The organism is Opitutales bacterium (assembly GCA_013215165.1).
In the GTDB taxonomy this organism is placed as follows: domain Bacteria; phylum Verrucomicrobiota; class Verrucomicrobiia; order Opitutales; family JABSRG01; genus JABSRG01.
This window is the reverse complement of record JABSRG010000011.1, coordinates 32,932-53,669: the sequence shown is the minus strand read 5'-3', so window position 1 is coordinate 53,669 and position 20,738 is coordinate 32,932. Positions and strand designations below refer to the sequence as shown.

General features: G+C 50.9%; 17 protein-coding genes. 10 read left to right on the top strand and 7 right to left on the bottom strand.

What is annotated here, in order from left to right; all coding sequences use genetic code 11:
- Positions 1–6: 6 nt before the first annotated feature.
- Positions 7–2,184: a hypothetical protein gene (locus tag HRU10_03560; protein NRA26309.1), complete on the bottom strand. Its 2,178-nt coding sequence runs from the start codon at positions 2,182–2,184 to the stop codon at positions 7–9.
- Between the two features lie 286 nt (positions 2,185–2,470).
- Here HRU10_03560 and HRU10_03555 point away from each other — a divergent pair, with 286 nt between their 5' ends.
- Both HRU10_03555 and HRU10_03550 read left to right on the top strand, forming a co-directional pair.
- Positions 2,471–3,616, top strand: coding sequence for an efflux RND transporter periplasmic adaptor subunit (locus HRU10_03555; protein NRA26308.1), 1,146 nt, complete (start codon positions 2,471–2,473; stop codon positions 3,614–3,616).
- Entirely contained in the window at positions 3,609–6,761 is a 3,153-nt protein-coding gene (locus HRU10_03550) for an efflux RND transporter permease subunit (protein ID NRA26307.1), read from the top strand. The genes HRU10_03555 and HRU10_03550 overlap by 8 nt, the downstream gene beginning before the upstream one ends.
- On the opposite strand, the gene recN is transcribed toward HRU10_03550, so the two are convergent.
- On the bottom strand, positions 6,758–8,425 hold the full coding sequence (gene recN / locus HRU10_03545; GenBank protein ID NRA26306.1) for a DNA repair protein RecN: 1,668 nt from the start codon (positions 8,423–8,425) through the stop codon (positions 6,758–6,760). The two genes, HRU10_03550 and recN, sit on opposite strands and share 4 nt — an antisense overlap.
- Positions 8,426–8,684: 259 nt before the next feature.
- Between recN and HRU10_03540 the strand changes: the two genes are divergently transcribed.
- Positions 8,685–9,671: a transposase gene (locus HRU10_03540; GenBank protein NRA26305.1), complete on the top strand. Its 987-nt coding sequence runs from the start codon at positions 8,685–8,687 to the stop codon at positions 9,669–9,671.
- A gap of 83 nt (positions 9,672–9,754) precedes the next feature.
- On the opposite strand, the gene HRU10_03535 is transcribed toward HRU10_03540, so the two are convergent.
- Together HRU10_03535 and HRU10_03530 are read right to left on the bottom strand one after the other, a co-directional pair.
- Positions 9,755–10,333 (bottom strand): hypothetical protein, encoded by a 579-nt coding sequence (locus HRU10_03535; protein NRA26304.1) that lies wholly within the window; start codon positions 10,331–10,333, stop codon positions 9,755–9,757.
- A 121-nt stretch (positions 10,334–10,454) separates the two neighbouring features.
- Positions 10,455–11,393, bottom strand: coding sequence for a class I SAM-dependent methyltransferase (locus tag HRU10_03530; protein NRA26303.1), 939 nt, complete (start codon positions 11,391–11,393; stop codon positions 10,455–10,457).
- A 57-nt stretch (positions 11,394–11,450) separates the two neighbouring features.
- Here HRU10_03530 and HRU10_03525 point away from each other — a divergent pair, with 57 nt between their 5' ends.
- The 3 genes from HRU10_03525 (at position 11,451) to HRU10_03515 (ending at position 14,941) form a co-directional block, all read left to right on the top strand.
- Positions 11,451–12,935, top strand: a complete 1,485-nt coding sequence (locus HRU10_03525; protein NRA26302.1) for a cryptochrome/photolyase family protein — start codon at positions 11,451–11,453, stop codon at positions 12,933–12,935.
- A gap of 334 nt (positions 12,936–13,269) precedes the next feature.
- Positions 13,270–13,866, top strand: a complete 597-nt coding sequence (locus tag HRU10_03520) for a hypothetical protein (protein NRA26301.1) — start codon at positions 13,270–13,272, stop codon at positions 13,864–13,866.
- A gap of 79 nt (positions 13,867–13,945) precedes the next feature.
- A complete protein-coding gene (locus HRU10_03515) occupies positions 13,946–14,941 on the top strand; it encodes a permease (protein NRA26300.1) in 996 nt (331 codons plus the stop codon).
- 97 nt (positions 14,942–15,038) lie between these two features.
- On the opposite strand, the gene HRU10_03510 is transcribed toward HRU10_03515, so the two are convergent.
- Positions 15,039–16,076, bottom strand: a complete 1,038-nt coding sequence (locus HRU10_03510) for a Gfo/Idh/MocA family oxidoreductase (protein NRA26299.1) — start codon at positions 16,074–16,076, stop codon at positions 15,039–15,041.
- Positions 16,077–16,155: 79 nt separating this feature from the next.
- Between HRU10_03510 and HRU10_03505 the strand changes: the two genes are divergently transcribed.
- The gene (locus HRU10_03505; GenBank protein ID NRA26298.1) at positions 16,156–17,052 is read left to right on the top strand and encodes an AraC family transcriptional regulator; all 897 of its coding nucleotides are present in this window, start codon (positions 16,156–16,158) and stop codon (positions 17,050–17,052) included.
- Between the two features lies 1 nt (position 17,053).
- Here HRU10_03505 and HRU10_03500 read toward each other — a convergent pair whose 3' ends face one another.
- Entirely contained in the window at positions 17,054–18,157 is a 1,104-nt protein-coding gene (locus HRU10_03500) for a 5-(carboxyamino)imidazole ribonucleotide synthase (GenBank protein NRA26297.1), read from the bottom strand.
- Positions 18,154–18,660, bottom strand: coding sequence for a 5-(carboxyamino)imidazole ribonucleotide mutase (gene purE / locus HRU10_03495; GenBank protein NRA26296.1), 507 nt, complete (start codon positions 18,658–18,660; stop codon positions 18,154–18,156). The genes HRU10_03500 and purE overlap by 4 nt, the downstream gene beginning before the upstream one ends.
- A gap of 308 nt (positions 18,661–18,968) precedes the next feature.
- Here purE and HRU10_03490 point away from each other — a divergent pair, with 308 nt between their 5' ends.
- From HRU10_03490 to HRU10_03480, 3 genes are all read left to right on the top strand, one after another.
- The gene (locus HRU10_03490; protein NRA26295.1) at positions 18,969–19,460 is read left to right on the top strand and encodes a hypothetical protein; all 492 of its coding nucleotides are present in this window, start codon (positions 18,969–18,971) and stop codon (positions 19,458–19,460) included.
- Positions 19,461–19,669: 209 nt separating this feature from the next.
- A complete protein-coding gene (locus tag HRU10_03485) occupies positions 19,670–20,083 on the top strand; it encodes a DUF983 domain-containing protein (protein NRA26294.1) in 414 nt (137 codons plus the stop codon).
- Positions 20,084–20,308: 225 nt separating this feature from the next.
- A complete protein-coding gene (locus HRU10_03480) occupies positions 20,309–20,716 on the top strand; it encodes a GNAT family N-acetyltransferase (GenBank protein ID NRA26293.1) in 408 nt (135 codons plus the stop codon).
- Positions 20,717–20,738 lie beyond the last annotated feature (22 nt).

Below are 20,738 nucleotides of genomic sequence, written 5' to 3'. Positions count from 1 at the left end.
TATGATTTAGCTCCCTACCAATTTACGGAAGTCTTGCACAATGTGAGCGAGCTCTGCAGCTTGGGTATCGAGGCTCGATGAAGCCTCAGCCGTCTCTTCAGCACTGATCGCATTGGCTTGAGTAATTTGATCAATGCTAGCGACAGCATCATTAATTTCAGAAATCCCCTGGCTCTGTTCTGTCGATGCAGCAGCGATCTGGCTGATATAGCTATCCACCTCGCGAGTCTTCTCGACGATTTCCTCAAGGCTCGATTGAACACGCTCGCTGATTTCGCCTCCTCGCTGACTGATGCCAATCGCCGCCTCAATCTTCTCCGCTGTTTCGCGAGCCGCAACGGCACTGCGCTGCGCTAAATTTCGCACCTCGTCGGCTACGACCGCGAAACCTTGTCCGGCTTCACCGGCACGCGCTGCCTCCACGGCTGCGTTGAGCGCCAAAATATTAGTCTGGAACGCAATCTCGTCGATGGTGTTGATGATTTTCGAAATTGCTTCACTGGAATCCTGGATATCTGACATAGCCTGCGTCATTTCAGTCATTTCACCCACGCCCTTATCCGCGGCCTTGCGCGAGTCCACAGACATAGCACTCGCGTTTTGAGCAGACTCAGCATTGCGCTTCGTCATACTGGCCATCTCCACCATACTCGCACTGGTCTCCTCCAAAGAAGACGCTTGGCTCGATGCGCCGTGCGACAGCTTATTCGTACAATGCGCAATCTTCTCGGCGGTCGCAGTAGTCTGATTGGAGCTGTCGGAAAGTATCTCAATGGCTTTCTTCAAAGCCGATGTAATGCTGCGAGAGATAGTGGCTGACAGCACCAAGGCAAGGGCTATAGAGCCAACCAAACCCCAGATCAAAAACCCATTGGCAGCCCGGAGGCGGTCCATGGTTTCGTCTGCCACTTGCAGTGCCCCACTGAATCCCAGATTCGATGCATTCCGCGCACCCGAAAGGACGCGCTCCCCCGCTTGTGTCCGGAGGTCGGCAAGCGCATTGATTCTTTCAAAGTCCTCGAGAAATGCAGCGATCGCTTCGCTATAAGCCGTTGTCGCCTCACGTATGCCATCCAAGCTATCAATGTCCACCGGGCGCCGGGTAAGGGGATACAGCTGGCCAAACTCTTCTGACATACCGTCGATCCAACCCATCGCCTCTCGAGCATAAGTCGCTTCCCGTTTTGCCTGAAATTTGAAATTAGCCACTCGAGCCTGATTACCCTTATTAGCGATGCTCTTTATCAACTTCAGCTTGAATACACGTTCTTGAATATCCTGCTTGGTCTTTGTCTGTTGATCAGCAAACAGCGCCTCAGTATTGGTGACAAATGTGTCTGCAGCCGTATCCATCGCGACGCGGATGTCAGACAGATCTCCCTCTTTGATTACCTCCTGCTCCGACATCTCCGAAAAAGCTCGAATCGCTGCACTGTAGTCCACTGACGACACCCTCACAGCATCTAAACGTGCTATGTCCTCCACATCTCGAATAACGGGATCTAGGGCATCGAGAACCGCTTTCACCTCTCCAAGCGACTGGAGCGCCGCGTCAAAATACTTAATTTCCCCTTTGGCCTGACCTTTAAAATTGGCTATGCGCGCCCGGTTCCCCAACGCTAACAATTCAGCCGAGCGGTCGATCTTAAACATCCGCTCCTTAAGTTCATGTTCAAGCTGGTCATCCTGGCTCGCGGCGAAGGTGTCGACCAACTTAACAAATTTGGCTGCTGCTGCATCCATCGCCTTACGTTCCTCCGCTAAGCTTTCATTGCTCTGGCGGGTGTCCAATACCAATTCGTTATATGCCAGGGCATCCGAAAGCATCTGCTCTTCGATCTCAGTAAATTCTGAGAGGCCTAGCTCCTCATTTTTCACAAGGGATTCATCCAGCAATGTGGCCAATGCACTAAAACGTTGCTGTCCCTCTTCAAAAAATCGCTCGTCGGCACTATAACCATAGGCTCTGTTAGCATACATTGTAAGTAGCGTCTCAGACTGGATGCTTTTTCCTTGGCTCAACTTAGGCAGAAGAATCTCAGTGAGCCATGCAGCCTTTTCATCAACGGCCTCTTGAACGACTTGACGTTGTTGAATAACTGTGGCCAATCCGACACCAGTCGTGACGGCAAACAGCGTGGCGAATCCGATAAGGATACGTGCTTTGACAGTAAATTTCTTCATAATTGTATAGCAGAGCGTAAAGAAAATTCGCCCCTAAAACAGAGATCTTAATTACTAAAATTAGCTAAGCTTTTGCTAAATTAATGAGGCTTCTTACGCTGAAACAGATCGCACGCGTTTACCTATTCAGTGACAGGGCTAAGATACATACAGCACCCAAGTCCCCAGGACTGCTGTCACAGACCCGATACGGAAGCCTGGAAATGAAAAGATTAACAAATCACCCTATATCTCAGACATTCCACGGCGCGCCAGACGCTCCACGGATTCAATGAGCGCTCGAAGCATGTCCAAAAAAATCGTTCCTCCCTTGCTGGTGATCGTCGTTGCTGCGGGAATAACAGCCATAATTTCACGACCAAAGAGTGCAGAAGTCCGAGAGCCCGATCCCATTCCGCCCAGGCAAGTAGAGGTGATCCATGTGCAATTATCGGACTATCCCGTCCGAATCCATACCCAAGGTTTTGTCACACCCCGCAGCCGATCTGACCTCGCATCCCAGGTCTCAGGACAAATCGTTGAGGTCAGCCCACGTTTCTATCCCGGGGAGTTTGTTGCCAAAGACGAATTGCTCGTCCGTGTCGACGATGCTGACTTCAAAGCCGAAGTCAGCCGCCAACAGGCCCAGGTCGCCTCGGCACGCCTTCGCCTAGCACAGGAAATCGCCCAGTCCGAGCAAGCACGACTCGACTGGGAAGCATCCGGAAATGGTGCAGCGAGCCCACTGTCCCTACGGAAACCACAATTAGCAGAAGCCGAGGCCCAACTCACTGCTGCAGAAGCAGAGCTAGACCGCGCAAAACGCAACCTCTCACGCACAGAAATCCGTGCTCCCTTCGAAGCCTTAATCCGCACGGTCGAGACTGAAATGGGAGAAGTAGTCAACCCCGGCTCACAAATTGCGCGGCTCGATGCAATCGACTACGCAGAAATTCGCCTCGGTATCCCTTGGGACGATATCACATACCTCCCCAACGACACGGAGTATTCAGCCCATCTCACCTTCGCCATCAACGGCGATACACACACCTGGGAAACTCCCATAGTCAGGTCAGAACAGACTATCGATGCTGATAGCCGCACACTCTTTATCGTCGCTCGACTGGCAGACCCCTATGCTAGACACTCTGAAAAGGCCCTACCGCTTATCCTCGGATCATTTGTCACCGCTGAGGTGACCGGAAAAATGATGAAACAAGTAGCTCGTATCCCGCGCGCCGCGCTCCGTGGAACCGATCAAGTGGCCGTGCTCACTCAAGAAAATACTGTTGAGATACGGGACGTTACCATTCGGCGCACAGATTCCCACTTTGCATACATTGCAGCCGGATTGAGCACTGGAGACCGCCTGTGTCTCACCGCACCACAGACCCTGTTCAATGGGATAAAAGTAAATCCACAGCCCATTGCATCTACACAAAACGATGCGTAACCACGATACAACTAAGGGCACTATTGCTTGGTTCGCGCGTAATCCAGTCGCGGCGAACCTTCTATTACTGGTCCTGATCATCGGAGGCACCTTCTCTGCCTTCACCATTTCTAAAGAAGCTGAACCCGCATTTCGTCTAAAAGTTATCCGCATCTCCGTGCCGTACCCCGGCGCAAGTCCGCTCGAAGTTGAACGCGGGATCAATATCAAGATCGAGGAAGCAATCGAGGGCCTCGAAGGTATCGAAGAGATACGCTCAGAGGCGAGAGAAGGCGTGGGTACTATAACGGCACGCGTCGAAGCCAGCTATTCTATATCTGAAGTCATGGATGAAGTGAGCCTCCGTGTGGGCTCCATCTTCACATTTCCAGAAAACGCAGAGCGCCCCATCATCAGCCGCATACGTACTCAAGACGATATTATCGACGTTCAAGTCTACGGAAACATCGATGAACGCCAGATGACAGAGATTGCGCAACAGGTGCGTGAAGAACTTGCCGCCCTTCCTGAAATTTCGCTCGTCGAACTCAATGATACCCGTGCTTTCGAGATCTCGATCGAAATCTCCGAGGATACACTGAAACACTATAACCTCACCCTGGCCCAAGTGGCTCAGCGCGTGCGCGCCTCGTCGGTCGACCTACCCGGGGGCACCATAAGAACTGATAACGCCGACATTCGATTGCGCACAGATGGCAAAGTTTACACGGGAACCGAATTCTCTGAAATTACGCTTATCAAAACACCTGACGGCGCCCGTGTGACCCTCGGGGACGTTGCCAACATAAGAGACGGCTTCGTGGAGAACCGACGTTTCGCCACATTCAATGGGCAGCCGAGTCTGAGTCTGAGCGTCTTCTCTGTAGGGGACCAAAGCGAAATCGCCATCGCCCGAGCTGTTCGAGAATACGTAGCTCAGAAACAAGCAGAACTTCCCGATGGCATCTACATCTCAACGTGGGCCGATGGTTCTCATTATTTAAAAGGGCGTCTAAACATGATGATGGGAAATCTCGCCCTGGGAGCTACCCTAGTCTTCCTCATGCTTGGGCTATTTCTGCGCCTGAACGTGGCATTCTGGGTCGTAGTCGGCATCCCCGTCTGCTTCCTGGGCACCCTATGGCTGATGCCACTATTCGATGTCTCAGTAAACATGATCAGCCTGTTCGGCTTTATTCTGGTGCTCGGAATCTTGGTCGATGATGCAATCGTAATCGGTGAGAACGTCTACTCAAACGTCGAAGAACACGGCCCCACCGTGGACAATGTCATCTCCGGTGCTCAGCAAGTCGCGCTGCCAGCAACTTTTGGCGTCCTTACGACGATCGCAGCCTTTATCCCGATGACCATGATCTCTGGACCGTCCGGTCCGCTTTGGAAATCAGTCGGCATGGTCGTCATACTCGCCCTCGTGTTTTCACTCATCGAGTCCAAATGGATACTGCCAGCCCATCTCATGAGTTTGGCAAAGCGCAGAACGAAACCTAGGAAACCTACATCTCTAACCCGCTTACAGGACGGGCTAGAAGCAAAACTAAAGTGGCTTATCCGAAGAGTCTACGAACCGATCCTCAACAAAGCGCTGCAACATAGATATACCACGTTGTCCCTATTCATTGGAGCCCTCATGATCTCAGTCGGGGCAGTCACCGGAGGTATCGTACGTTTTGTGTTTTTTCCCGACAACCCAAGCGACTATATTTCGGCGAGTGTTGAAATGAAAGCGGGCACATCATTCGAAAGCCTCCGAGGCACAGTCCGCGAGTTAGAAACCGCCCTTGAGGAGTTAGATCAGGAAATGCTCGACGAAACAGGGTATCCACTCGTGAAACACACCCGCAGTTGGTTATCCGATCGCCGCAATGGCTTCATCTTCATTGAGCTAAATCCATCAGAAAACCGCTCCATCGATTCCAAACAAATCGCGCGACTCTGGAGCGAAAAAGTCGGCGAAGTCCCTGGCGCTGAGTCGGTCGATATCAGCGGGTCATTCGGTGATGGCGGAGCTGACATAGGACTGAGCTTGGAAAGTGAAAACATGGACGACCTCGCAGCAGTCGCCACCCTCGTAGAAAACAAACTGCGCGAATATGCAGGTGTCTACAATGTGAAGAGCGATTTGAGTGACGGCCCGCCAGAGGCTATCCTTGAAGTAAAACCGGAAGCCGAAGCACTCGGCTTGACACTGGCGGACATCGCAGCTCAAGCACGCTACGGTTTCTACGGCTTTGAGGTGCAACGCCTGCAACGCGGGGAAGACGAAGTCAAAGTAATGGTACGCTACCCCGAGGAAGAGCGTCGCTCCATGCACGATCTGGAATCCATGTATTTTCGAACTGTGGACGGACGTTCAATGCCATTTGCATCGGTGGCAGATGTCGAAATGCGCACCGGATTTACGTCCATACGCCGTTTTGATGGTAAACGTTCCACAGAGATTACTGCCACCGCCGACAAAACGATTGCGGAGCCAGGAAGAATCGTTGGCGAAGTGAGGCAATATTTCGAAGAGCGGATCCAACCCCGTTACCCAACCGTAGGTTATCGGCTAACCGGTCAAAGCGAAGAAGGCGAAGAGTCCCTATTTGAACTTTTTGTCGGACTGGGGTTCGCCCTTTTTGCCATTTATGCACTCATGGCAATTCCATTGAAATCCTACACGCAGCCCTTGTTTATTATGGCGGTCATTCCATTCGGCTTCATCGGCGCATTGGTAGGGCATTTTATTTTGGGCTTACCCATCAGCATTCTCTCAATGTGCGGACTGATCGCTCTCGCAGGAGTAGTCGTCAACGACAGCTTGGTGATGGTCGATTTTGTAAATCAAGGCAAAGCACGAGGCCTTAACGTTCGCGATGCTGCACGAGCTGCCGGCGTGCGCCGTTTTCGAGCGATCTTGCTTACGTCGCTTACCACCTTTATCGGCCTAATTCCCATTATTTCGGAAACAAGCATGCAGGCTCAGATGGTTATCCCTATGGCCGTCACCCTCGCCTTCGGGATTCTTTTCAGCACCATTGTGACACTCATACTCATCCCTAGCCTCTATTTGGTGGCCGATGATCTCGGTACTGCATTACGAGGCCGCAAGGAAAAACGATTTGCGAAGTTGGCTGAAACGACCGCAGAAACGAAGCCGGCCTAACAACCCGATAACAGTTCGTCAGCGTGCTTAAGCGCCGTTTCAGAATCGCGATCTCCCATCATCCGAGCTAGCTCTGATCTGCGTTGCTCAGAATCAGCGTTCAACGGATCGATGATAACCGTCGTTTCGGCGTCTGATTGGTCTTTCTGGACGCGCCAATGATGGCTCCCTATTGCAGCTACCTGAGGAAGGTGGGTAATGCAGAACACCTGGCGCCCCTGTGACAATTCATAGAGTCGATTACCGACTGCCTTTCCGATCTCTCCACCCACATTTGCATCGACCTCATCAAACACCAAGACAGGCGTTTGATCATGCTGGGCCAAGATAGACTTGAACGCCAACATGACACGAGCCATTTCACCACTCGAAGCTATCTCGCCCAACGGCAAAACATCTGTTCCAGGATTTGCAGAAAAAAGGTAACTGACCTGATCAGACCCTGTCACAGATAGCTGAGTGGGCTGAATCTCTATCCTTAAGTCTGCCTTCTTGAAGCCAAGAGTGTGTAACACGTCAATCACCTCGCACTGTAAGCGACCGGCTGCTCTCTTACGTTGCTGCGTAAGCTGGTCTGCAGCGATTCGAGCCGCGGATTCTGCTTCGGCTACCTGTGACTCTAGCACTAACAGCCGCCCGTCTATATTACCTTGTAGCTCCAGCTGCTCGCGAATGCCATCGCGCCAAGAAAGCACACCCTCTAAATCGCCACCGTGCTTACGCTTCAGCCCGAGCCAAAGCTCCATTTTTTGATTCAGCTCACCAGCCTCCGACTCTTCAAAGTAAGCATCTGAGCCAAGGGAACGATATTCAGAAGACAGATCCTCGAGCTCTATAATCAAGCCATTCATTCGATCGATCAGTGCCTCGTCCTGCTCATCCAACTCAGCCAACTCTTGGGCAGGCCGCAGAGCATCACTCAGTTTTGAAATCGCTCCGTCAAAACCTGCTAGAGCCTCAACCACATCAGTGCTAGCCGAGGATATTTCCTGAGCTTGGCTCAAACGCTTATAATTGGCCTCCAATTCAGAAATCGCTTCCGCTCCAAGCTCGAGTTGATCAGCTTTCGACAACTGCGCCTCGAGAAAACGAATCTCGTCTGCATCCAGCTTATCATGATCTCTAATTCGCTCGTATTCTAGAAGTACCGACCTCCAAGTGCTGTAAGCGGATCGGTAGGTTTCAAGCTCGCCCTTGTAACTGCCGAACAGATCGACCATATTGAGCTGGAATCGAGGGTTAGCTAGCTTCTGTGGTTCATGGGGACCGTGAAAGTCTATCCAATATCCTCCCAGCTCCCGCAGCTTGGCCAGGGTAGCAACTTTGCCGTTGATCTGTATCTTTGGAGCCCGCGTCCGCGAAACACTACGGCTTAGGACCAAGGCCCCCTCCTCACACGCCGGTAGCCCTGCGCTATCAAGCCACAAATCAAAATCCCTCAAGACATCCCCACTCAGCAGAAAGATTGCCTCCACATGGCAAGCATCTACACCTCGCTTGATAACTGATTTTTCGACCCGTTGTCCCGCAAGAATCCCCAACGCACCCAACAAGACGCTCTTTCCCGCACCTGTTTCACCGGTCACCGCATGGAATCCAGACTCAAAATTTAATTCAGCCCGATTCAAGAGCGCCAGATTTTCGATCTTCAAGAACTGCAGCATCGATTCAGCAAACTGAACAACCACAAAACCGCGTCAAGCGACCACTTACGTGGCAGTATTCAAAAAAATCGCTCTACCCAACTTGAAACCCCAACAAACCAGAGCTATTTCGCTATGTTGTTTCAGGAAACGGATAATCGATACACAGCATAGCAGACAAGCCGGGACCCCCTCCAGGGTCCCGGTTTTTTTGCGCCGTATTTTTTAGGACAGTCATTTTTAATTTGTCTTTTAGTTCATTATTTTCATCTCTTTTCAAATGCGACACGCTCGAATCAAGGGATGGGCTGAATTTAATGTGTATCATTGCATGTCTCGGACGGTGAACGGGGAGATGTTATTCAATAATCGAGATAAAGCTGTAATGCGGAAGATGCTATTTCAGGTGGCGGAGTTTTGTGGGGTCGAAGTGCTTGCTTACGCTGTAATGACAAATCACTTCCACGTTCTAGTGCGTATCTCTGATAAGGCCGATGCAGTTGATGATGCAGAATTATTACGCCGATATAAGATCCTCTATCCCACCCCAACTGAATATCAGCCGATGCCTCCTGAACACTTGGAACAGCTCCTCGAGTCAAATTCTCCAGAGGCACATGATGTTCGCCAGCAACTTAAGGAGCGCATGGGGGATATTTCACAATTTATGAAGACGTTTAAGCAGCGTTTCACGATGTATTTTAACAAAACCTATAAGCGATTTGGAACTCTTTGGTGTGAACGGTTTGCTAGCGTTCTAGTTGAAAACTCTCCTGAAACCCTCTTACGAGTCATGGCCTACATTGACCTTAATCCTGTGAGAGCTGGCCTGGTGGAGGACCCTAAGGACTACCATTTTTGTAGTTTCAGTGATCTCTGTGCCAGTCACGATTCTCTGACTAACAGCGTCACCAGCATTTACCCTGGTCTAAATTCAAAAGAAGCCCGAGCCGCGTATCGTAAGTTCGTGTTTGGTATCGGTGTGAACGGCAAGCAACGTGGATCTGGACACCGTATCGACACCGACAGAGCTGATGAAGTCGATCAACTGGAGGGATACATTCCTCTCTCCGAATTACTGCTGCACAAAGTAAGGCATTTTGCACGAGGCATAGTCATTGGAGGGCATGAATTTGTTGGATCCTACCTAGAGAGGCATCGGAACTTTCAATTCAGAAAACACAAAAGACCTCCCAATCCTATTAATGAGGAAACGGAATCAATCTGCTACTCTGCATGTAACCCTCACACACAGCTCAGGCGTTGAACTTAGACTCTCTCCTCTTTGTGACCCAAAGAAAAAGGCCGTCCCAGCATCGGAACGGCCTTTAAAAATAAAGCTAAGCCAGCTTACGAACGAGGAGCGCTCGCTTCAGCAACCGCAGCTACCTCAGCAGCTTTCTTGGCACACATTGCACAACCAGCTTTGGCATCTGCAACCTCAACCTTTTCGGCAGCGCATGTTGCAGCAGCTTTGGCGACTTCGGTCATTGAAGTCGTCGCACAAGCAGAAGCGCAGTCAGCTTTTGCAACCTCAGCTGTCTTCGCAGAAGCGCATGATGCAGCAGATGCTACCTCGGCTACGTTTGCTGTAGCGCAAGCTGAGGCACAATCGGCTTTCGCGACTTCAGCAGATGATGCACAAGACGCCTTAGCTTGGGCAACTTGTGCCTGCATGATCGCTTTGTCTCCGCACGCAGATGCGCGATCAGCTCCTGCTTTCGCAACTTCTGCGGATTTGTACGCACAAGCCGAATCAGCTTTGGCGACTTCAGTCATTTTGGCAGAAGCGCAGCAGGTGGCACCGGCTTGAGCTACTTCAGTTTTAGTTGCGCAGCTTTCCTTTGAATCGGCGGAAGCAACGAAAGGAACAGCGGCAAAAATACCGAGTGCTCCAGTGAGGGCCAGGGCTAGTGTTTTCTTTTTCATGATGAAATTAATGTGATGATGGATACCCGAGAAGCCGGATACGTTCCAGTATGATAGGAAGATATCGACGAAATTATTCCATTTTGACGCTTTCTTCTGAAAATAACGATATGAATCGAAGCTATCGGCAGGCTAACACAGACATAATGCCCCAAGATTTGCGACGAAACAGCAGCTGTTTTAACCTAAAAACCAACATTTCCAAAACGAACGCTGGAAATTTCGACTCCATGCTCGCTCCCCAATTGATGCCCTTGCGCTCCATTCGACTCATCCAATCCAACACATAAGGATCGAGTGTTCCGTAGGTGTTGATCCGTATAACCGTCCAACCCGTACGCTCGAGAAGCGCTGACATGCTACTGGGAGAAAAAAGAGAGATGTGTCTGGGAGTATGGTACCCCGCCCAATGCTTTTGATATTTCCGGCGCGTTTCGGAGTCATAATTAGGCACTTCTATGAGTAATCGCGTCCGGTCGTTCGACAATTCCCCCAAGCGCTCCAGTGTCTCGAAGGGTGCGTAATCATGTTCAAGATAATGCCACATCGAGATTACCCTGGGCTCCAATCGGTCTTCGAGGTCATTCATCGTGCCGACCTGCAAATCCAATTCCCGGTAACGCTCAGCATCTTCGCGCCAGCCATGGTCTGAGAAATCTAGCCCCAGCGCCCGGCCGCCCAGTCTCTGCTTGGCCATCTCCAAAAAGGTCGGCTTTCCGCAACCTACATCCAAGAGCAAATCTTCTGAACCAAGCCGCTCACCACCAAGCGCCTCGCGAACGCGTCCCACACGTGCAGCGTCCAATTTTTTTTGATCCGCCTCCACCAATCCTGAAAAACGCCCCCAGACCGATGCACCTCGATAGGGCAGGTAAGAATCTGGATAATATTTCCCAAGATTTTCTGCTTCCACCCGCGGGCTAAGAAACACCAAGTCACACACCTTACATTTCTGGAAAGTAAAAATCTCGCATGACGTATGATCCATTTGAACGCCCGTTTCTTCGACTCGTTCATAACGGCTACTTCCACATCCAGGGCATCGTTCCACAGTCTCCATCACTTCACCAAAGCCAATCTCTCAAAATAACCAACACCACAACCCGATAATTCACACGTGGACGCGTCGCTCATTTTCCCTCACCAACTGTTCGAGCATCATCCTGCTATCTTCAAGGACATGCCCGTCTATATGATAGAAGATAGTCTCTTTTTCTCCGACCCCCACGCTCAGGCAGATTTTCACGTTCAAAAACTCCTCTTCCACCGTGCCACGATGCAGGCATATTTCGAGAGATTAAAACGGGAAGGCTACGAGGCTCATTATAAAGAGTGGACAGGAATAACTATAGATCGATGGCTTCCAGAAATATTCAAAATCCCGCCCTCCACAATACACCTCGCTGAACCTGCCGATCATCTTTTAGAAAAACGCATACGCCGCTTTGCAAACACTCACAACGTCACGCTCGAAATCTACCCTTCCCCAGCATTCATACGTCAACGCGGGGAACTTGAGGACTATTTCGGCACCAGAAAACAGCGGTTCATGGCTACTTTCTATAAGACGCAGCGTAAGCACTTGGATATTCTCATGGATTCCAAGGGCGAGCCCAGAGGTGGACAGTGGAGCTTTGACGAGGACAATAGAAAGAAGCTCCCTCGGGGGCACCGATGCCCAGCGGAACCCTCAGCCAACACCGACAGACAAGTCATTGAGGCACGCGCACACGTTACGGAAAAATTCCCGAACGCACCCGGAGGCTCTGATGCTTTTTGGTATGCAGTCGACCACGCTTCTGCGCAGGCGCGTTTGCAGGAGTTTCTGGATACCCGCTTCGCGCTATTCGGCGACTATGAGGATGCGATCGCAGCAGACGAAACGGTACTCTACCACTCTGTGCTGACACCCTACCTAAATTCCGGTCTGCTCACACCTCAACAGATCGTGGACGCCGCTCTTAAAAAGGCAGAGTCTCAGAATATTCCGCTAAATTCTCTCGAGGGCTTCATTCGCCAAATCATCGGCTGGCGCGAATTTATGCATGGGATGTATATCATGCATGGTACTGAAGAACGCACACGTAACTTTTGGCATTTCACACACCCGATGCCCCAGTCCTTCTATGACGGCACGACTGGAATCGAGCCGATCGATACGACCATCCGCCGCGTTCTCGATACGGCCTATTGTCACCATATTGAGCGGCTTATGGTTTTAGGCAATTTCATGGTTCTCTGCCGCATTCATCCCGACGCGGTCTATCGCTGGTTTATGGAGCTTTTTATCGATGCTTACGACTGGGTAATGGTCCCGAATGTTTACGGAATGAGCCAATTCGCTGACGGCGGTATTTTCACAACAAAGCCCTATATTTCGTCCTCGAATTATATCCGCAAAATGAGCAACTACGGTAAAGGTGACTGGTGTGCGATCTGGGACGGCTTATTCTGGGCTTTCATCAAAGACCATGAAGATTTTTTCCGTAATCAACCTCGTCTCGCCATGATGACGCGCCAATTGGACCGGATGAAAGCCGAGACACTCGCTAGCCACCAAAGCACAGCGACTCGATTCTTGGACCAAATCCACGGCACCTAGAGACAGACATATTGGCAGAAGTCTCTCATGTAGCACAAACAATGACCCAAGGGGCCCCACCGTAACTTCGCCATACGCAGACACACAAAAGGCCGGTCCGCATGTTCGGTGCGCACCGACCTATTTTGTTAGATCAACCACGATCCGCGAATACAGTTGGCCTGTACTCGAAGTCGTTGAGACTTACTAGGCACCCAGGTTTGGATAAGCGGGTTGGCCTTGATTCGGGATGGCGTGTTTAGCTAACTCTTGTGTGGTTTTGAAAGTCGTCTTTCTGGGTTTTAACCTGAAAGTATTTCCCACAATTTTCGTCATTTTTTAGACACTCGGACTTATGGACTCATCTGAAGCTTCTTCTACATCGCCCCCGCCCTCAGTGCGTGTCTTGGACCTCCTTATTCGGCCTCGATCAATTATGGAGACACTGGGCTCATCCACGCATGTGCCTTTCACACCCATGTGGTCAGTCTTAGCGGCGGCGGGAATTGTCTTTTACCTCATCCTTTCAGTCTATCCACAGGAGGGCTTTGGCTTTTCTGATGCCCTCGCTACGCTCGGTTTAGTCTCTCCAGCAGTGGGACTTCTCGGGTTTCGCTTATGCGGATGGGTGTTATCTAAATCGGGCAAATTCTTTGGAGGCAACGCCAGTGCCACGCTCTGCCACGGCGCATTAGCCGTTGGGTTGCTACCCTTAGGCGTCACTCTGTTAGTTTCGCTACCGGTATTTATTCTAGCTCCGAGTGATAGCATTGCCGGCTGGATCCCCATGTTTGCGTTGATGCAAATGCTGGGGACGATCGGTTCGGCTATTAATACGGTTCAAGCTGTATCCGGGGTTATGCGAGTCTCTAAGCTTCATGCAGTCGTATCGCTCATGGGCATGTTTGGCTTCATCTATGCCGTATTCTATTTGCTGCAGGCTTTAAACTAGCCCAATGACTCAATGACAGATAACGTGGTATATTGTCGTGATCTCATTCTTCCAGCAAACTTGGCAGATTTGGACCGAAATGGCCCCCTATCTCTTAATAGGGTTTGCGCTCGCGGGGCTCCTGCACGCTTGGCTAAGCGCAGATGCAGTCACCCGCCTTCTAGGCAGACCAGGCCCCAGTCAAGTGCTGCGAGCCGTCATCCTTGGCATTCCTCTACCGGTTTGTTCCTGCGGGGTCATACCGCTCGGGGCGACACTCAAACAAAAGGGCGCCAGTAATGGCGCAACCGCGGGCTTTGTTCTGACCACACCGCAAACGGGGATCGATAGTCTACTTGCGACCTACGGGCTGATGGGACTCCCCGCCGCTCTCCTCAGGCTCGTCGTTTCGCTCGTAGCGGGAACTGCTGCTGGGCTTGTCGGAGACCGTTTTAAAAACGAACCCCTCTCAGCCGAATCCGAGTCCTGCGATGCCTGTTGCGGCAAGCACGGCGAGCAGACTCAGGCTGACGCGGCCAACTGGTCACAAAAGCTGAGTGCAGGGTCACGTTTTGCCTTTCAAACTCTACCCGGAGACGTGCGAATTCCAGTCGTCCTTGGGGTATTCATCGCTGCCACCATGGCGCAGTTTCTCTCTCCTGAGACCTGGGCGATCAGCGATTGGCCGTTACCACTGACCTATCTATTGGCAACGGCGATCTCCCTTCCCGTTTATGTATGCTCAACTGGGGCGATACCCATTGCAGCTGCGATGCTCGTCGCTGGCTTTTCCCCCGGAACCGCGCTCGTTTTCCTGGTCGGGGGTCCCGCTGCGAATGCGGCCACCTTTGGAATCCTTCAAAAAACAATCGGCTTCAAGGCCACGCTCGCTAGCCTGAGCGCTTTGGTGGTCAGCCTTTGGGTTATTGCGGCAATCATCGATCAACTGTTCCCGAACCTCTTGAAGGCCACTCATAATATGCACGGTCAAATGGATCATGATGTTTCATTTTTAGCGCTCAGTAGCACAATTATGATGACCCTTACACTGCTGATGCCATGGAAATTGCTGAAGATGAAGTCGGACGTCCGATGACTCAGAGCCAGGACGGGCTTGGAAGAAAAATCAAAGCTTTGGATACACGGCGAGTGAGCGCCGTTACGAAAACTCAGCAGTTCACCGAGAAATCAGGCTAGATTTTGATCTCGATCCGTTTTCCAGTCTCAGCGCTCAGGCACGCACTTTCAACCATGGCGAGGCTGTAGATATTATCCGATGCCGCAGTCAGGGGAGAACCCCCGTTTTGGACTGCGTCGATGAAATCGCCAATAACACCGGCATGCTCCGTTTGAGAGGAAGATGCTTTGCCGACAGGATAAATGCTACGCATGTGGCTGGATGCCCGCGCATCAGGTGCGAAATCTTCGGTCGTCTCCACTTGAATGTCCTCCAGGCCATCCCAAATGAGGGTTCCCTTATCTCCGATCACCCGCCAGGTGCCATACCAGCTAGTTTTGAATCCCTCGGCCATCCAACTGCCTCGATAGTTAAACATGACATCGTCAGTCATCTCAAAAATCGCCATAGCAGCGGAACCATGGCTCACAGTGGAACCATGTGGATTGTAGTCATAGCAAAATACCGATGTCGGATTTTGACCGCTCATAAACCGCGCTTGGTCAAAGGTATGGATTGCCATATCCATTAACAAAAGATGCTTCATCTCAGCTCGGAACCCCTTCCAGTGCATAGCCATGTAGAAATCTACGTTCAAAGTATTCAGCCGACCCAATACCCCGCTACTTAGAACACGCACCACCTTCTGGATGGCTCCGTGATAGCGACGATTTTGGATTACCGAAAACACCCGCTGCTTTTCTTCTGCCAACGCAATCAGTTCTTTTGCCTGCTCAACCGTTTCAGTCAGTGGTTTTTCTATGAGCACGTGGCAGCCTTTTTCGAGTGCCAACTTAGATAGGGCATAGTGCGCTGCAGGGATAGTGCAGTTAAACACTGCATCGGGTTTCAAAGTATCGATCGCCTCAGCTAAGTCGTCTCCGATCCATACGTCATTCACCTCAAATTCATCCGCCCGGTTTCGGGCTGCCTCGGGATTTAAGTCTACGAAGCCCACTAGATCGATATTATCCGCGAAATTATTCCTCACGGCGTTAAGCCATGATCTACTGATACCCCCACAACCAACCAAGACAGTTCTTATTTTCTTCATGCTTCGAAAATTGTACGGAGTATCCGTAGACTCCAGAAAGATTGATTCTATTATTCCTTTTCAATAAGACATATCTTACATGATAAATAGGACCGAAGAGGCAGGGGATCGGGTTCAGCTTTATCGCCAAACCCTTGAAACCACATTGAGTCGCTTAGACAGGGGAACGCTCACCACACATGTTCCAAATCCTGCCGGTCAACGGGATGTTAGTTATGGATTTCCCTTTCATCCCACACCTGAACTATTCATTCAGATCGATGGTGTTAAACAGTTCGAAACCCCGGGAGGAGCGTTCGAAAATCGTCCAGGCGAAGTAACCGTTATGCCTGCAGAAATTCCCCACCGTGAGATTCCACGTCGGATTGGTGACAGATTTAGCGACCTGATCGTCATGTTTCGCAGCAACGGATTCTCCTTCCACGTGGGTTATGCTTCCCCCACTGCTCGGACCGTGTGTGGCCCACTCGATGTCTTTCCTTCGGAAGCCAGTAGGATGATGCAACGCCATGCTAATGATTTAGTCAGCCACACGTGGAGTATGTCAGTCAAACCGACGACTGTATGCCGTGGATTGATGATGAGTCTAATGGGAAATGCACTGACAGTCATAGATCAAGTTGCTCCGATTGAGGGCATCATTCCAAACCGAAAAGTGGGATTGGCTCAGCGCAGCATCGACATCGACTATACTAATCCGAGTTTCAACCTACGATATATGGCGGATACTCTCGATTGCTCGGCCGATTATCTCTCCCGCGCTTTTCAAGAGTACACCAAGACTCCTTTCACTCAGGCTCTCAACTACGCACGCTTGCGAACGGCAATTGAGCATTTGAAATCGTCTGGTCTTACGATTGCTGAAATCGCCTGGGCATCGGGGTTTTCCGCCCCTTCCTACTTCAATCGCGTACTCCGCAAAGCACATGGGATGACACCCACAGCCTACCGATCAGAATATCTAAAGTCCAAATAGCCTAAGAAATCTGTAGGTAAGTCACATGTCCCATCTTCCGGCCCGGACGTGGCTCCCCCTTATCGTAGAGATGAAGGCGCGCATTCGGATCTTTCAGGAAACCAAACCAATCTGGCTCCCCTTCCTCCCAACGATCACCGAGCAGGTTGATCATCTTGGCATGCGTGTGCAGGCGTGGATTTCCTAGAGGCAGTCCACAAATAGCACGAATGTGCTGCTGAAACTGGCTCGTATAGCAGGCATCCATCGTCGCGTGGCCACTATTATGGGGACGCGGCGCCAGCTCGTTTACCAGAAGCTTCTGCTCACTCGTCAGGAAAAACTCGACTGCAATCAGCCCCACGACGTCGAGAGCCTCGGCAATCTTACGGGCGATACGCTGCCCCGCCTGCTCAATTTGGGGATCCAAACCACAGGGAATATGCGTCTCTGCCAGTATATGATTACGATGCAGGTTACGCATCATCGGAAATAATCGTGTGGCACCGTCAGAGCGCCGTGCACAAATGGCGGAAAACTCGCCGATATGCGGAATCCACTGCTCTACCACAACAGTGTCAGCTCCGATCGTATCCCACACTTTCTTCTTCTGGCTCACCTTGAAACTATCCAACTTTAACTGGCCCTTCCCGTCATAGCCTGAACGAGCGCTCTTCACGACACAGGGAGTCCCAATGAGTTTAATAGCTTCAGCCAACTCGTCTGGTGACTGCGCTACCTTAAAAGGCGCCACCGCAATCTCGTTGTCCGATAGGAAGGTCTTTTCCAAGGCTCGGTCCTGGCAGGTCCGCAATACTTCGATACCCGGCATTACCGGCCGCGTTTTCGACACATGCTCCAACGCTAAGACTGCTATATTTTCGAACTCTAGAGTGATCAAATCCACAGATGCAGCGAAGGCATCTAAGGCTTCGGTGTCGTCATAAGAAGCGCAGGTAAAGGAATCTGCGATAAACCCGGCGGTCGAAAGTTCGGAGGGGTCATAAACGTGGAAACGGTAGCCCATTGAACGTCCAGATTGGATCATCATTCGACCCAGCTGCCCCCCGCCAAAAATCCCTATCGTCGATCCAGGTGAAAATTGCTCTAACGTCTTTCCGCTCATACGCCCTCCTCAATCGGTTCTTCAGGGAGCGTCATCTCCATTACTGACTCCGTCAAATAGGTGCGGTAAGCACTGAGGCGATCGGCCACTGCCTCGTCAGCAACGCCAAGAATCGCCGCTGCTGTCAGAGCGGCATTGACGGCTCCAGATTGCCCGATGGCCAGGGTGGGCACGGGCACCCCTGCGGGCATTTGAACAATGGATAGCAGCGAGTCCAAGCCATTCAAAGCCCGCGACTTCACGGGAACGCCCAAGACAGGCAAGGTAGTGAGCGATGCAACCATGCCGGGTAAATGGGCTGCACCCCCGGCCCCTGCGATGATCACCTTGAGTCCCCGACTGCGGGCGGTTTCAGCATAATGAACCAATTTCTTTGGCGTCCGATGCGCGCTGACTATCTCCTTCTCAAACGGAATCTCCATCTGGCGTAGACGTTCCGCCGCATGCTTCATCGTCTCCCAATCGGAGATACTACCCATAATCAGGCCCACATGCAGTTGCAGGTCGGCGGCTCCTGAAGATTCATCTGTCATGCCTCTTCCCTACGGCTGCCCTTATCTAGGATCAACAGCAAAGGCATGCCTCGATCAGGACTGCCTACGTAAATTACCCCAGAAGATCTAAGCGAAATTTTCAGCTGTTCTCGGATAAAACGATGCCCAGGTTACGCGACAATCAAAGCTCCATCAGAGGACTTTCCAAAAAAACATGCGGTCCCCAATGAGACCAAATCAGTAAACCACCTGATAGGCCAAATCGACCCGGTGGTCTAGTATTACGGCATTAACAAAAACCTGCAACTGCCACGAAAATGAAACACATCCTCACCGCCTGCCTTGCCTTCCTATTAACCGGGATTACTGCCCACGCGACGACACAAACGCTGAACCGTTCAATCATCTTTAGAGAGCTCATCGTCAGTCATTCCCTGAAGCCTGAACTTAGAGATAACAAATATATATTACCAAGCTCAGCTTTCGTTAAAGAGCAGCTGATTCCCTTCTATCTTGCTTATGCTCAACAGAATTTAGCTCCTGCACTAGATAATGATGCACTATCCATCGGGCTTTGCCACGTGTTCCAATCGATTGCCTATCAGGCCAATATTCGTGGTGGAGGAGCAAAAAAAGGTGATGTGCCTGTTGGGGTGATACGGACTCGAGCCAAGGGGTCATTCGACCTCGTCCACAAGATCCTAATCCGCACGGAAACAGGCTGGTATGTCATGCATCCAAATAACGGTGAACTGACCCAACTTATCCAATTCAGAAAAGAAAACGAAATCTTTCGTGTCATCATTTAGCCAAGATTCATCCCCCAAAACCCTTTTTCTACGGCAGAATAGAAAAAATAGGCAGAACACAGGTAAGCGAAAAAAAGACCCCATCCCTTGGCAGGGGGATGGGGCTTTTCCTTGGATCACGATTTACCGCAGAATTGATGTGTGGATATTAGAGACACAAATTCTTCTCCCGCATTGCTCTAGACGACCAAACTCATTGGCTATCATACATGGCCTCAAAAGGCGTCAGTCATTCAGTTCCCCCAATTATCATTTTAATACGTGGCCTGCGCATGCAGTGCCCGAATTGTGGCCACCATCTGGTGTTCGAAAATGGCCTCAGACTCAGAGAAAGCTGCCCCCTATGTTTCATGCGTTTGCAGCGCGGTACTGGTTGGTTTCTGGGCCCGATGGTGATCAATTACGGAATCACTGTATTTGGCCTGGTCATCCCTATTTTATTACTTGGGCTCTTTGGCATCATCCCCCTCTGGTGGGCAGTCGGCGGCATCGCAATCACTACCCTCGTCATACCTATCGCCCTCTACCGCTGGTCCTGGGGAGCTTGGCTCGGCCTTTACTATTTCTTTCTTCCTCACGAGCTTCCGGCCAATAACGAAACCTTCGATCATATTGATCCCTAAGAAAATAAACAGAAAGTCAGCATGAGCACGCTGGAGCCTTGACAAGGAGAATTTCTTACAGGATGCCTATCCTCAAATACGACGCCTTATCCAATTTCCGACTTTTTCTGGCAATCATAACCAGCCTTTAGAACCGCCTTCATGCCTTGTGGTCACGCCCCGAGCCGGCCCAATCCCGAATACGATCACGATCACGACAACGACTTACACCCACGTGTTGGTTTAATGAATATTTCTTACAGCTCCAATGACGAGATCGAGACTACCGAAGTCGTCGACCTCTACACGGCGAATAATTGGTCTTCAGCAAAGAAACCCGATGCGCTGATAGCGGCCTTGAGGAACTCACATAGCCTGATCACAGCGCGCTTCGAGTCACAACTCGTCGGTCTAGGCAACGCACTCTCCGATGGACACCTCGTAGTCTATTATCCCCACCTCATCGTGCACCCGGACTATCAACGTCAAGGTATCGGACGAGCTATCATGCAGCGTATGTCCAAAAAATACGGGCAGCTACACCAGCAAATCCTCGTCGCCGACGGTGCGGCCATGGCATTTTACAAATCGATGGGCTTCCAACCGGCTGGTCACACGCAGTCTATGTGGATCTATCAGGGGGATGAGCACTAAACTTTCCTAAAGAGAACTATCA

Excerpts from the sequence above, each read along its gene's own strand:
- HRU10_03480 (NRA26293.1), top strand. The coding sequence starts at position 20,309 with ATGAATATTTCTTACAGCTCCAATGACGAGATCGAGACTACCGAAGTC.
- HRU10_03510 (NRA26299.1), bottom strand. The coding sequence starts at position 16,076 with ATGAAGAAAATAAGAACTGTCTTGGTTGGTTGTGGGGGTATCAGTAGA.
- HRU10_03520 (NRA26301.1), top strand. The coding sequence starts at position 13,270 with ATGGACTCATCTGAAGCTTCTTCTACATCGCCCCCGCCCTCAGTGCGT.
- HRU10_03555 (NRA26308.1), top strand. The coding sequence starts at position 2,471 with ATGTCCAAAAAAATCGTTCCTCCCTTGCTGGTGATCGTCGTTGCTGCG.
- HRU10_03560 (NRA26309.1), bottom strand. The coding sequence starts at position 2,184 with ATGAAGAAATTTACTGTCAAAGCACGTATCCTTATCGGATTCGCCACG.
- HRU10_03550 (NRA26307.1), top strand. The coding sequence starts at position 3,609 with ATGCGTAACCACGATACAACTAAGGGCACTATTGCTTGGTTCGCGCGT.
- recN (NRA26306.1), bottom strand. The coding sequence starts at position 8,425 with ATGCTGCAGTTCTTGAAGATCGAAAATCTGGCGCTCTTGAATCGGGCT.
- HRU10_03530 (NRA26303.1), bottom strand. The coding sequence starts at position 11,393 with ATGGAGACTGTGGAACGATGCCCTGGATGTGGAAGTAGCCGTTATGAA.
- HRU10_03490 (NRA26295.1), top strand. The coding sequence starts at position 18,969 with ATGAAACACATCCTCACCGCCTGCCTTGCCTTCCTATTAACCGGGATT.
- HRU10_03485 (NRA26294.1), top strand. The coding sequence starts at position 19,670 with ATGGCCTCAAAAGGCGTCAGTCATTCAGTTCCCCCAATTATCATTTTA.
- HRU10_03515 (NRA26300.1), top strand. The coding sequence starts at position 13,946 with ATGGCCCCCTATCTCTTAATAGGGTTTGCGCTCGCGGGGCTCCTGCAC.
- HRU10_03500 (NRA26297.1), bottom strand. The coding sequence starts at position 18,157 with ATGAGCGGAAAGACGTTAGAGCAATTTTCACCTGGATCGACGATAGGG.
- HRU10_03540 (NRA26305.1), top strand. The coding sequence starts at position 8,685 with ATGCGACACGCTCGAATCAAGGGATGGGCTGAATTTAATGTGTATCAT.
- HRU10_03505 (NRA26298.1), top strand. The coding sequence starts at position 16,156 with ATGATAAATAGGACCGAAGAGGCAGGGGATCGGGTTCAGCTTTATCGC.
- HRU10_03535 (NRA26304.1), bottom strand. The coding sequence starts at position 10,333 with ATGAAAAAGAAAACACTAGCCCTGGCCCTCACTGGAGCACTCGGTATT.